Raw genomic sequence first — 13,435 nt, forward strand, 5'->3', positions numbered from 1 at the left:
ATGAAAAAACAGCATAAAATAGAATTTCAGTTTTTGAGCGAACCAACCGATGTCAACTACGGGGGGAAAGTTCATGGCGGCGCTGTAATGAAATGGATAGACCAAGTTGGCTATTCGTGTGCCAGTACGTGGGCAGAGTCTTATGCGGTGACCGTATATGTAGGTGGCATTCGATTTTATAAACCGATCTTGATTGGTGATATCGTTCGGCTCAATGCAGAAATCATTTATACGGGATTCTCAAGTATGCACATCGCCATTGATGTTTATTCAAAGAAAGTTACTGCTCAAAATTTTGAAAAGAAAACACACTGTGTCATTGTTTTCGTAGCTGTAGATGAAAATGGGAAATCACAAAAAGTTCCACACTGGGAACCTCAAACTCAAGAAGAAAAAGAAAAAGCTGAATATGCTCTAAAGCTCATGAATTTGCGCAAAAATATCGAAAACGAAATGAATCCGTTCCTACAAGATAAAGAAAATCAATAAACTACAAAAAATCATGATTCCGCCACTTGCTGAGCGCATGCGCCCCAAAATCCTCGACGAATATATTAACCAAAAGCATCTTTTGGGTCAGAACGCTCCTATCCGTTTAATGGTAGAAAACGGACTGCTTTCTTCCATGATTTTTTGGGGCCCACCAGGAACAGGAAAAACAACTTTAGCTCAACTATTAGCTGAAGTTTCTGGACGCTCCTTTTTTACCCTCAGTGCCATTAATGCTGGGGTGAAAGATGTGCGTGATATTATAGAGAAAGCAAAGAAACAAACACTTTTCAGTGGAGAAAAAAATCCAATACTCTTCATCGATGAAATTCACCGATTTAACAAAGGACAACAAGACTCTTTGCTCTCTGCGGTAGAGAAAGGCTATATAACGCTCATTGGTGCGACGACTGAGAATCCTAGCTTTGAGGTTGTGCCAGCTTTGCTTTCTCGATGCCAAATTTATATTTTAAAAAGTCTTGAAAAGAGTGATTTAATCAAGCTTCTAAATCGTGCAATAGAGCAGGATAATTTTTTAAGCCTTAAAAAAATTCAACTGAAAGAAACTGATGCTTTGTTGCGCTACTCTGGTGGAGATGCCCGCAAAGCCTTGAATGGGTTGGAGATTGTAACTGCCAGTTTTCGTAATGATGAGGAGGTCATCATCACTAATGAACTGGTATCGCAAATCATTCAACAAAATGTTACTAAATATGATAAATCTGGCGAGCAGCATTATGATATTATTTCGGCTTTTATCAAATCCATCCGCGGCAGCGATCCCAATGCTGCCGTTTACTGGCTTGCACGAATGTTGGAAGGGGGTGAAGATTTAAAGTTTATCGCTCGCCGACTGATTATTTTGGCTTCCGAGGACATAGGAAACGCTAACCCCAATGCGCTGATGTTGGCCAATAATGCTTTTCAAGCCGTGAATACGATTGGCTACCCCGAGGCACGAATCATTTTATCTCAATGTGCAATTTATTTGGCTAATTCGCCTAAGAGTAATAGTTGCTACAGGGCGATCAATCAAGCTCAACAGATAGTGAAAGAAACTGGGGATTTAGCCGTGCCTTTGCATCTGCGCAATGCCCCAACAAAACTGATGAAGGAGCTCGATTATGGGAAAGATTATCAATACGCACATCAGTTTAAAGGTAATTTTGCACGGCAAGAATATTTGCCTAAGGAAATTTCGGGACAAAAATTCTATGAACCTGGAAATAATAAACGTGAGGAGCAAGATCGCCAAGTACTAAAATCGAGATGGCAAGATAAATATGATTATTAATTTTATCTTTGCAGGTAATGAAAAAAGGTGTTTTACTTATCAACTTAGGCTCTCCAGACTCTACTAAAACCAAAGACGTCCGGCGCTATTTGCGTGAATTTTTATCAGACCCTAAAGTCATCGATGTTTGGTTTGTGAGAAATATTATTTTGAATTTATTTATTCTGCCCTTTCGCCCCAAAAAATCAGCAGAAGCTTACAGAAAAATTTGGTGGGAAGAAGGCTCTCCGCTCATTGTTTTGACCGAGCGTTTACAGCAAAAGTTACAGGCAAAACTAGACATGCCTGTCGCCATTGGTATGCGCTACGGGAATCCATCAATAAAGGAGGGATTGACTGAGCTTCAACAGCTGGGGTGTGAAAGTGTTTTTGTGATTCCTTTGTACCCACAGTATGCTATGAGCACAACGGAAACTGTGGTGGATAAAACGCTAGAAATTAAAGAAAAATTTTTTAAGGCTTTAAAAATTTCTTTTCTTCCGCCTTTTTATAATCACCCCGATTACATTCAAACCTTGGCACAAAGTATTGAGAAAAATTTGCCTCAGGCTTTTGATAAGCTCTTGTTCTCTTACCACGGGATTCCAGAGAGACATATCTACAAAACAGATCGCTCCAATACTTGCGAGATTGGCAAATGCTGCTTCAAAGATGAGAATCCTTCGCACGCCACTTGCTACCGCCACCAATGCTATAAAACAACAGAGCTGGTGCGTGAGGCGTTGAACTTACCTAGCAAAAAAGTCATGCAGAGTTTTCAGTCACGCCTAGGGAGCGACCCTTGGCTAAAGCCTTATACGGATGAGACTTTAGAGAACTTCCCCCAAAAGGGAACTAAAAATATTGCTGTCGTGGCACCAGCTTTTGTTTCAGATTGTTTAGAAACGTTAGAAGAATTAGCCATGGAAGGCAAAGAAGAATTTTTGAAAAATGGAGGGGAAAGTTTCACTTATATTCCATGTTTGAATGATTCAGACGAGTTTGTAGAAATTTTAGAAAAATGGTGTAATGAATATCAAAATAATGAAGAGACGATTTAAATTTTCCCTTGCTTTAATTCTCGTAACTTTTGGAATTAGCTTCGCGCAACTCAATACAGTAAAATCTGAACTGGAGAGGACTAAAATTCGTGAAAAAGATACGCTTGATGGCTGGAAAAACTTTGGGCAAGTCAATTTGCTTTTAAACCAATCTGCATTTAGCAATTGGGTAGCTGGTGGTGAAAATAGCATTGCTGGGAATTTAAACGCACAGTACAATTTCTATTACAAAAAAGGTTCTTGGACTTGGGATAACTTGCTGCAAGGAAGCTATGGTTTGTCTTCTACAGAAAGTAAGGGACTCAGAAAAACTGATGACCGCTTAGAAATCAATTCCATCTTAGGGGAAAAAGCTTTTGAAAACTGGAGTTACTCGCTATTTATGAATTTTAAAACTCAGTTTGTCAACGGTTATCATTACGATTTAGATGAAGACAGAGGTTTTCGGACTTCTGGTCTATTCAAGCCAGCATATTTAACTTTTGGCCCAGGGTTGCTGTGGAGAAAAAGTCAAAATTTTCACTTTAATTTAGCTCCGTTGACTAGTAAAGTTACATTTCTTAGCGGAGAGGTTTTCACTTACACTGATTTAGATGGAGATGGTAAAAAAGAGGCCGTTTCTTCAAATGTAATCGAAACTTACGGAGTTGATCCTGGTAAATCTTATCGCTATGAGTTAGGTTTCTATGCTGCTGGCTATTACAAAGCCAGTCTGATGGAAAACATCACAATGGAAAATATTTTATCGCTCTACTCTAATTATTTAGAAAATCCAAAAAATGTAGATTTAGACTATACGATGAATCTTATTTTCAAAATCAATAAATATTTATCTACCAATCTAAGCGTGCAGACGATTTATGACGATGATGCCTTTTCGGGTTTTCAAATTAGAGAAGTCTTTGGGCTAGGTATAAATGTAAATCTATAAGGGAGATGTGGGCCGTTCGCTATATTTTTTTTATTTTTTGTCTTTTATCTTTTGTAGAAAGTCACGGGCAAATTTCTAATGTGTATAACGAACTCAGGAATTTAAATTTTAAAATAACAACTACAGATACTATTCTTGGCTGGCGACGTGATGGGAATCTACGCCTAAACTTTGGCCAAACACACTACGAGAATTGGGTGCAAAATAATAACAGCCGCTTAGACCTTAATGTACAACTCAACCAGCGGATTTACTACCAATACCGTAAAAACCTGTGGGACAACCAAGTTTACTTGCAATATGGCTTGAGCAAACTCTACGGCGAAGGTCTTCAGAAATCTCTAGATCGCTTGGAAGTCAACTCCATCTACGGGAAAATCATCAACCCTCATCTTTCTTATTCTTATTTTGCTAACTTTAGAACACAATTCTCCAATTCTTACGACTATAAACGAGACGAAAAAAAAGACTACAGAATTTCAGGATTTATGTCCCCCTCTTTTCTAACGACAGGAGCTGGTATCATGTGGCGAAGAAATAATAACTTATACATCAACTTAGCCCCCGTAACTTGGCGTTTGGTTTCCATCATTTCGCCTGTTTATAAATACAATAATCAAGAGAAAAAATTCATTAATAGCGATGAAACTGAAGTTTTTGGCATCCCTGCTGGTAATTCTTCTATTCATCATTTAGGGTTTAATGCTTCACTTTATTACAAACTCGAACTTTTTAAAAAAAGATGGTCTATTGAAAATCGTTTAGCTCTATATTCCAACTATTTATCTAACCCTAAAAACTTTGATGTTGACTACACATTCAACACTCGATATAAAATAAATAAGTTTGTGTCTACCAATTTTACCATACAAGCCGTGTATGATGATGATGTGTTTGCTGGCTTCCAAATCAGAGAAAATTTCAGTATCGGGCTTAATTTAAACATCTAATTTTTTTTCTAAATTACCTTTAAACTTAAATCTAGACTTCTCGCAGAATAAATCAATGCACCAGAGGAAATGTAATCAACGCCTGTTTCTGCATAACTTACTAAATTTTCTATTGTAATCCCTCCCGAAGATTCTATTTCTATTCTTCCTCCAATTCTATCAACGGCTTCCTTGGTTTGCTCTATATTAAAATTGTCTAGCATAATACGATCAGGGTTTTGAGTTAAAGCCTCTTTGACTTCTTTTAAATTTCTAGTTTCAATTTCAATTTTTAGGTTTAATTTGTTTTGTTTCAAATATTCTTTTGCTCTTTGAATTGCAGGAACAATGCCTCCTGCAAAATCAACATGATTGTCTTTGAGCATAATCATATCAAATAAACCAAAACGGTGATTTTCTCCTCCTCCTATTTTTACAGCCCATTTTTCACAGACTCTAAAATTGGGGGTTGTTTTTCTAGTATCTAGAAGTTTAGTTTTTGTATGCTTGATTTTCTCTTGCATAAAATTAGTGAGTGTCGCAATTCCGCTCATCCGCTGCATACAATTTAAAACTAATCGCTCTACGGGAAGTATGCTTTTCGCTGAACCTTCTACAATGAATGCAACATCACCTTTTTTTATAAAAGAGCCGTCATTTATCAATTTTTCAAAACGAACTGAAGAGTCAAAGAATTTAAATATATATTCTGCTAACTCTACGCCTGCGATGATTCCTTCATCTTTTACTAAAAGCTGAGCTTGGTTTTTTACTTCTTCGCTCATAATGGCAAGGGTAGAGTAATCTCCTCTCCCGATGTCTTCGGCTAAAGCTTCTTTGATGAAATGACTTAAGGCTTGATTTGAAACGTATTCTGGTCTCATTGATTTAAATTTTTATTATAAAAAGCTCCTCTATTTTCTTTCTGCCTAAGGCTATCTGTAATAATAAGATAAGCACAGCTGACTAAATTTCTTAGCTCTGAAAGCTGTGGAGAGAGCACTGAAAATTTATAAATTTTCTTCACAGATTTATAGATTTGTTCTTCTTTTTCCAAAGCTAATTTCAATCGGAAATCAGACCTTACTATACCGACTAAATCACTCATTATCGACTGAAGTTCTTCCCGAAGAAACTTTAATACTACTAGCTCATCAGGGATGCTAGCTCCAGCAGGGTTCCAATCTGGAACGGCAGTAATTTTTCCTAAATCAAAATTCTTTTGTTTTAACTTTATTATACTTGCTTTCGCTGCATTATGTGCAAAAACCAGTGCTTCTAGTAAAGAATTCGAAGCTAAACGGTTTGCCCCGTGTAAACCCGTATTGGTACATTCCCCAACGCTAAATAAATTGTGAATGCTAGTAGCTCCATCTTTATCTACATCAATTCCTCCACATAAATAATGTTGTGCCGGCACTACGGGAACTAACTCTTCAAACGGATTTATTCCTCTTTCTATGCAGGCTTGAAAAATATTGGGGAAATAGTTTAAAAATTTTTCTTGGTCTAAATGCCTGCAGTCTAAGCCCACGTACTCAGCCCCTGTTTTTTTCATTATATCATCAATCGCCCGCGATACAATATCGCGAGATGCCAGCTCTTCTCTTTCGTCATAAAAATGCATAAATTCTTCTCCGCTCATCGTACGAAGTTTTGCACCAAAGCCTCTCACCGCTTCAGAAATTAAAAACAATCGCCCATCTTTATCATCATAAAGCGCCGTGGGGTGAAATTGAACAAAGGCCATGTTACTAATTTTACCTTTGGCCCTATACACTAATCCAATTCCATCTCCTGTTGCGATGATAGGGTTGGTTGTATTTTTATAAACGTGCCCTAAGCCTCCCGTTGCTAAAAGGGTCACTTTAGCAGTCATTTTTTTAATCTTTTTGGTATGAATATCTAAAACATAAGCACCAAAACAATTTATATCATCTATATTTAGTTCCTGCTGTAGAAGGTGATGTTCTGTAATTAAGTCAATGACGTAATGATGAGGTAGTAATTCAATATTAGGCGTGATTTCAATCATAGCCAAGAGGCTTCGTTCAATTTCATAGCCAGTGATGTCTTTGTGGTGAACCACTCGATTCTCTGTGTGGCCGCCTTCTTTTCCCAAATCATAAGTTCCTTTATCATTAGCATCAAACCTTGCGCCCCACTCTACCAATTCCTTAAATCGCTCTGGCCCTTGGCGAATGACCATTTCCACAACACTTCTTTCATTCATATAATCGCCAGCACGCATTGTATCTTCAATATGTTTTTCAAAACTATCTTTATCAAAATCAGAAACAATAGCTACTCCACCTTGTGCATATTTGGTATTAGACTCATCTTTATTGCCTTTCGTCACGATAGTAATCTTCGTTTCAGGTAAGGCTTGTGCAACTTTAAGGGCATAAGTCAACCCAGAAATCCCAGAGCCAATGACTAAAACATCTGTCATCATTTAATTTTTTCGCTCATTTTCAGCATTCTTTCAATAGGCTCTAAAGCTTGAACTCTCAACTCTTCTTCCATTATAATTTCTGGTTTCTCATAATTAAGGCAGAGGTAAAGTTTCTCTATAGTATTTCTTTTCATATACATACACTCACTACACTGGCAGGAATAATCTTCTGGAAATGCTGGTATTAACTTTTTTTCAGGTGCTCTTTTTTTCATCTCATGCAAAATCCCTTCTTCAGTAGCTACAACAAAGGTTTCTGCAGCATCTTTTTCAACGAAATCAAGCAATGCAGATGTTGACCCAATAAATGAAGCAGCTTCTAATACTGGCGGTTCGCTCTCAGGATGAGCGATGAGTTTTGCCCCTGGGTTTTCTGCCAACTGCTGAGCAATCCTCTCTAATGAAAAAGCCTCATGAACAATACAACTCCCATCCCAGAGAATCATATCTCTACCCGTTTTTTTACTCAAGTAAGCCCCTAAATTCTTATCAGGAGCAAAAATAATTTTTTGTTCTTTTGGAATTTGGGCAATGATATGCTCTGCATTAGATGAAGTCACAATGTAATCACTCACCGCTTTAGTCCCAGCATCACAATTGATGTAAGTCACCACCACAGCGCCAGGGTGTTGATTTTTAAACTCCATCAAAGCCTCGCCAGAGCAAGCATCCGCTAAGGAACAACCAGCCAATAAATCAGGAAGTAGAACCTTTTTGGTTGGATTGATTATTTTAGCCGCCTCTGCCATAAAGTGAACTCCACAGAATACGATAATCTCCGCATCAGTTCCCTGCGCCGCCCTAGCTAGCTGAAGAGAATCCCCCAAAAAATCTGAGAGTTCCTGAATTTCTGCAGTTTGGTAGTAATGAGCTAAAATCACTGCATTTTTTTCTTCTTTCAGCCGATTGATTTCCTTTCTCAGGTCAAGACCTTCAGGTATTTCCTTGTTGAGGTAGCCTCTCTTGGCTAAGGTATCTTCTATATTCATCATATCAATGCTAAATTTACTTTTTTTTTAAGGCTTAAAAAAATTTTTTAATGACTGTTTTTTCACTATTTTTTAAAAGCAGAAAGCTTCAAGAAATAAAGTTATGATTGCAAAAAAGTTTTGCCAAAAAAAGCTCCTTTACGTTGCCGAAATCTTTTTGATTTTTTTTGAAGTAATTTTATTTTTATAGACTTTTGCTTTGTTAAATTTTATTCCAAAAATTTTTAAGCCTTTAAAAATATGAACCCATTATTAAACCAACCTTTCTCTACACCATACCAGACTCCTCCTTTTTCAGCTTTTGAGACTAAAGACTTCAAACCCGCTTTTCTACGCGCTATTAAAAACGCAAGGCTAGAGATCAAAAATATTGCTGAAAATCAAGCTGAACCCACTTTTGAAAACACGATAGAAGCATTAGCATTGAGTGGAGAAGCTTTAAGCAGAATCAGTTCAATTTTTTTCAATTTAAATTCAGCAGAAACCAATGATGAAATTCAGCAAATCGCACAAGAAATTTCGCCAATTTTGTCTGATTTCAGTAATGATGTTTTGCTCAACGAGCAGCTTTTTGCCCGAGTAAAAAAAGTTTTTGAGGAAAAAGAAAGCTTGAGCTTGAACAACGAAGCTCAAATGCTACTGGAAAAAAGCTATAAAAATTTTAAAAAAAATGGAGCTTTATTGTCTAGCGAGAATAAAGAAAAACTGAGAACAATAAGCAAAGAATTGGCTATGCTGAGCCTTCAGTTCGGGCAAAATTTATTGGCAGAAACCAATGATTACCAACTACATATAACAAATAAATCTGATTTAGAAGGTTTGCCCGATTTCGCTCTAGAAACGGCTAAAGAAGAAGCGGAAAGTCGAAATTTGAGCGGTTGGGTTTTCACACTGCAAATGCCGAGCTACCTCAGCTTCTTGAAGTTTGCAAGAAATCGTAAATTGAGAGAACAAATTTACCGAGCAAACGGAGTTAAAGCCTTCCAAAATAATGATAAAAATAATACAGAAATCATCAAAAAAATCGTTCAGTTGCGTTTTCAACGAGCTAAATTATTGGGATTTGAAACGCATGCGGATTTCGTTTTAGATGAGCGAATGGCTAAATCTAAAGAGAAAGTAAATGATTTCTTGGCTGAATTGCTCAAAAAAGCTTATCCTTTGGCAAAAAAGGAAATTGAAAACTTAGCCGATTTTGCAAAAGGAATAGATGGCATCGAAGATTTAATGCCCTGGGACCATGCTTTCTACGTTGAGAAACTAAAAAAGCAACGCTTTGACTTGAGCGACGAAGAGCTGAAACCTTACTTTGAATTAAATCAAGTGACCGAAGGAGCTTTCACCATTGCTCAAAAATTATACGGAATTTCATTTGTTCCGAATAATAAGATTGAAGTTTACCACCCCGATGTGAAAGTTTTTGAAGTTAAAAACAAAGCACAAGAATGCATCGGCATTTTTTACGCCGATTTCTTCCCACGAGTAGGCAAGCGCGCAGGAGCTTGGATGACTTCTTTCCGTGATGGCTCTTTTGTAAATAATTTGCATAAAATCCCTCAAATTTCTATCGTTTGTAACTTCACTAAACCAACTAAAAATGAACCAAGTTTATTGACCTTTGATGAAGTCACAACACTTTTCCATGAGTTTGGGCACGCGCTTCATGCTTTGCTTGCTAAAACCCAATATGAATCGCTGGCAGGCACCAATGTCTATTGGGATTTTGTGGAGCTCCCCTCACAATTTATGGAAAATTTCTGCTACGAGCCAGAGGCTTTAGCACTTTTCGCCAAACATTACCAAACCAAAGAAATGATCCCCATAGAATTGGTCGATAAAATTACGGCATCAGCTCAGTTCATGGAAGCTTACCAGACCGTTCGGCAAATCAGTTTCGGGAAATTGGATATGGCTTGGCATGCTACAGACCCAAGTTCTATTGACGATGTTGATGTTTACGAAAATCAAGCTTTTGAAGCAACACAAGTTTACCCCAAAATTAGCGGAACAAACATGAGCACTTCTTTTGCACACATTTTCCAAGGAGGCTATTCCTCTGGCTATTACAGCTATAAATGGGCAGAAGTTTTGGATGCGGATGCTTTTGAATTATTCAAAGAGAATGGCATTTTTGATACCGAAACAGCTCAAAAATTTCATCGCCTCCTGAGCGCTGGCGGAACGGTAGACCCCATGAAATTATACATTGAATTCCGTGGGAAAGAACCCGATATCAACGCTTTGCTAAAAAGAGCAGGGATTTTAGCTCAATAATTATTTATTTTGCGCATAGTTGATTACCTTTATATTTGAATGAAATTTATTTAAAAAAAATTTTTTAAGCCTAAAAAAATCATGCAAAATATTAACCCGACACACACTCAAGCTTGGAATAAACTCGAAAATCATTTTCAAAGTATTAAAAATAAACATCTCCGCGATTGGTTTAATGAAGATAAAAATCGTTTTGATAAATTTCATATCCAATTGAATGAAATATTATTTGATTATTCCAAAAATCGTTTGGACGAAAAAACGCTCCAGCTTTTGATTGATTTAGCCAACGAATGTGAGCTTAAGCCTGCCATTGATGCAATGTTTGGTGGACAGCACATCAATCAAACCGAAAACCGAGCAGTTTTACATACGGCTTTACGCTACTTCGGGGAACGTGCTGTAACGGTGGAGGGGGAAAATGTCGTTCCTCAAGTTGAGAGAGTTCGTGCTCAAATGAAGAAATTCACGCAACAAGTCATTTCAGGAAAACATAAAGGCTTTACAGGAAAAGAAATCACGGATATCGTAAACATTGGCATTGGTGGCTCGGACTTAGGCCCTGTGATGGTGGTAGAAGCCCTGAAGGCTTACAAAACTAGGCTAAACGCTCATTTTGTTTCTAATATAGATGGAACGCATATCACCGAAACTTTAAAAAAATTAAACCCAGAGACAACGCTTTTTATCATCGCTTCCAAAACCTTTACCACGCAAGAAACGATGACCAATGCGCAAAGTGCCAAAAATTGGTTTTTAAATTCTGATGCAACCCAAGCTGATGTTGCTAAGCATTTTGTAGCCCTTTCAACAAACCAAAAAGGCGTGACCGATTTTGGAATTGCCGAAGAAAACATGTTTGAATTTTGGGATTGGGTCGGTGGCCGCTACTCGCTCTGGAGCGCAATTGGGCTCAGCATTTCGCTAGCCGTGGGCTACGAGAATTTTGAGAAACTACTAAAAGGAGCTTATGAAATCGACCAACATTTTCAGCACACTGATTTTGAAAAGAATATTCCTGTTTTGATGGGGCTTATCGGGATTTGGTACAATAATTTTTTTGGAGCAGAATCTTACGCCATTTTACCTTACGAGCAGTATTTGCATCGCTTCGCGGCTTACTTACAACAAGGCGATATGGAGTCCAACGGAAAGTCTGTAGACAGAAATGGAGCACCAGTTGATTACCAAACCGGCCCCATCATCTGGGGCGAACCAGGAACCAACGGGCAACACGCTTTTTATCAGCTGATTCATCAAGGCACAAAATTGATTCCAGCAGATTTTATTGCTGGGGCAGTATCTAACAACTCGTTGGGAGACCATCAGGCAAAATTATTGGCTAACTTTTTCGCACAAACCAAGGCTTTAGCTTTTGGCAAAACAGAAGCTGAAGTGATGGAAGATTTAGAAAAAGAAAAGAAAACAACAGCGGAAATGGAATTTTTAAAGCCTTTTAAAATTTTTGAAGGCAATCGCCCAACGAACTCTTTCTTGTACCAAAAATTAACACCGAACGTTTTGGGGCAATTAATTGCATTGTATGAACACAAAATCTTTGTGCAAGGTATCATTTGGAATATTTTCAGTTTTGACCAATGGGGAGTCGAATTAGGAAAACAGTTGGCTAAAAGTATTCTCCCCCAGCTCAATGGTAATGAAAAGATTTCTTCGCAAGATAGCTCTACCAAGGGTTTAATCAATGCTTTTTTAGCCATGAGAGAATAAATTTTTTAAGCCTTAAAAAAAAATTTAAATAAAGCTTTAAAAAAACGTTGCATTCACCGCATGGAAAATTTACATTCGGATTTAAAAAAACAATTAACCAATGCTATTGGCAATCATAAGCTGAGCCACGCAATCATTCTAAACGGAAAGTCTGGCTATGGCACTTTGGCTTTGGCGCATTGGGTTGCAAAAGGCTTGCTCTGCTCGCCAGAGGATAAGAAGTGTACACACAAAGTAGACACATTGCAACACGCTGATTATCACTTCAGTTACCCTTTTCCGAAAATGAAAAAAAATTCCATTTCAGATGATTTTGGCAAAGAATGGAAAACTTTTTTCACATCTCAGCCTTTCGGTACACTAATCGATTGGATGGATTTTTTGGAAGCAGAAAAAAAGCAACTTTTCATCAGCGTAGATGAATCTATAAATATCATCAGTAAGCTCAACCTGAGAAGTTATGAAGGGGGTAAAAAGATTATGCTGATTTGGCTTGCCGAGCACATGAATGTTTCTACCGCAAATAAGCTACTGAAGTTAATTGAAGAGCCACCTGCACAGACGCATTTCATCTTGGTGACTGAAAATGCTGACAAAATGTTACCCACTATTTTATCTCGATGCCAGTTGATTCAGGTTCCACGCTTGAGTGATGAGGCGGTGGCTGATATTTTAATCAAGACCTATGAGGTAGATGAGAAAAAGGCACACTTTATTGCACACAAATCCCACGGCGACGTTCGGCTGGCTTTACAAAATCTCAATCACGATACCCAAGATTTTGAAATTTTGCTGATTGATTGGGTACGAAATGCATTTAAAGCAAAAAAAGACGCTTCGGTTTTACTACAAATCAGTGATTGGTCGTTAGAATTAGCTAATTATAGCCGAGAAAAACAAAAACAATTCATTCAATTCTGCATTGAAGTTTTCAGACAAGCTTTGCTAGAAAATTATGCCGCAGGAGAATTAGTTTATCAGCCATTGAGTTTGAATAATTTCAAATGGGGTAATTTCTCCAAATTTGTACACAGCGAGAATATTTCATTAATAATTGAGGAGTTAAACCAAGCGGCTTTGCAAATTGAAAGAAACGGGAACAGCAAAATTATTTTTCTCGACTTAGGAATTCATTTGATACGTTTTATCCACAAAAAAGAGTCTCATGAAATCACATGAATTCTTTGCCCTGGGACTGATGCTTAGCACGTCAAAAGAGTCTTTTGATTTTTGAGTTTCTAAAAATTGAGTTCGTTTTCCACATATTTTTCAGTAATTAGATTAAAATCATATTTTTCTGGAAAAT

Annotated in this window: 11 protein-coding genes; 8 read left to right on the top strand and 3 right to left on the bottom strand. The window is 37.5% G+C overall.

Annotated elements, in window-relative coordinates; all coding sequences use genetic code 11:
• The 5 genes from QOX03_RS00245 to QOX03_RS00265 all read left to right on the top strand — a co-directional run bounded on the left by QOX03_RS00245 (position 1) and on the right by QOX03_RS00265 (position 4,704).
• A complete protein-coding gene (locus QOX03_RS00245) occupies positions 1-489 on the top strand; it encodes an acyl-CoA thioesterase (protein WP_283671010.1) in 489 nt (162 codons plus the stop codon).
• Positions 490-502: 13 nt separating this feature from the next.
• Complete coding sequence (locus QOX03_RS00250) at positions 503-1,783, top strand: replication-associated recombination protein A (RefSeq protein ID WP_283671011.1); 1,281 nt, start codon at positions 503-505, stop codon at positions 1,781-1,783.
• Positions 1,784-1,800: 17 nt separating this feature from the next.
• Positions 1,801-2,823 carry a ferrochelatase gene (hemH, locus tag QOX03_RS00255; RefSeq protein ID WP_283671012.1) on the top strand — a complete coding sequence of 341 codons (1,023 nt, stop codon included), beginning with the start codon at positions 1,801-1,803 and terminating at the stop codon, positions 2,821-2,823.
• Positions 2,807-3,754: a DUF3078 domain-containing protein gene (locus QOX03_RS00260; RefSeq protein WP_283671013.1), complete on the top strand. Its 948-nt coding sequence runs from the start codon at positions 2,807-2,809 to the stop codon at positions 3,752-3,754. Before hemH ends, QOX03_RS00260 begins: the two co-directional genes overlap by 17 nt.
• 80 nt (positions 3,755-3,834) lie before the next feature.
• Entirely contained in the window at positions 3,835-4,704 is an 870-nt protein-coding gene (locus tag QOX03_RS00265) for a DUF3078 domain-containing protein (protein ID WP_283671014.1), read from the top strand.
• 8 nt (positions 4,705-4,712) lie between these two features.
• Here the strand turns inward: QOX03_RS00265 and nadC are convergent, their stop codons facing one another.
• From nadC to nadA, 3 genes are read right to left on the bottom strand one after another with little or no spacing between them, the layout of a single operon-like run.
• Positions 4,713-5,567: a carboxylating nicotinate-nucleotide diphosphorylase gene (gene nadC, locus QOX03_RS00270; protein WP_283671015.1), complete on the bottom strand. Its 855-nt coding sequence runs from the start codon at positions 5,565-5,567 to the stop codon at positions 4,713-4,715.
• Positions 5,564-7,138 carry an L-aspartate oxidase gene (nadB, locus tag QOX03_RS00275; RefSeq protein ID WP_283671016.1) on the bottom strand — a complete coding sequence of 525 codons (1,575 nt, stop codon included), beginning with the start codon at positions 7,136-7,138 and terminating at the stop codon, positions 5,564-5,566. Before nadB ends, nadC begins: the two co-directional genes overlap by 4 nt.
• A complete protein-coding gene (gene nadA / locus QOX03_RS00280; protein WP_283671017.1) occupies positions 7,135-8,130 on the bottom strand; it encodes a quinolinate synthase NadA in 996 nt (331 codons plus the stop codon). The genes nadB and nadA overlap by 4 nt, the downstream gene beginning before the upstream one ends.
• 237 nt (positions 8,131-8,367) lie before the next feature.
• On the opposite strand from nadA, the gene QOX03_RS00285 reads away from it, so the two are divergent.
• From QOX03_RS00285 to QOX03_RS00295, 3 genes are all read left to right on the top strand, one after another.
• Positions 8,368-10,401, top strand: coding sequence for a M3 family metallopeptidase (locus tag QOX03_RS00285; protein ID WP_283671018.1), 2,034 nt, complete (start codon positions 8,368-8,370; stop codon positions 10,399-10,401).
• 78 nt (positions 10,402-10,479) lie between these two features.
• A complete protein-coding gene (gene pgi / locus QOX03_RS00290) occupies positions 10,480-12,129 on the top strand; it encodes a glucose-6-phosphate isomerase (RefSeq protein ID WP_283671771.1) in 1,650 nt (549 codons plus the stop codon).
• Between the two features lie 60 nt (positions 12,130-12,189).
• Complete coding sequence (locus QOX03_RS00295) at positions 12,190-13,308, top strand: DNA polymerase III subunit (RefSeq protein WP_283671019.1); 1,119 nt, start codon at positions 12,190-12,192, stop codon at positions 13,306-13,308.
• The last annotated feature ends 127 nt before the right edge of the window (positions 13,309-13,435 follow it).

Source organism: Candidatus Ornithobacterium hominis, assembly GCF_951229915.1.
Classification (GTDB): domain Bacteria; phylum Bacteroidota; class Bacteroidia; order Flavobacteriales; family Weeksellaceae; genus Ornithobacterium; species Ornithobacterium hominis.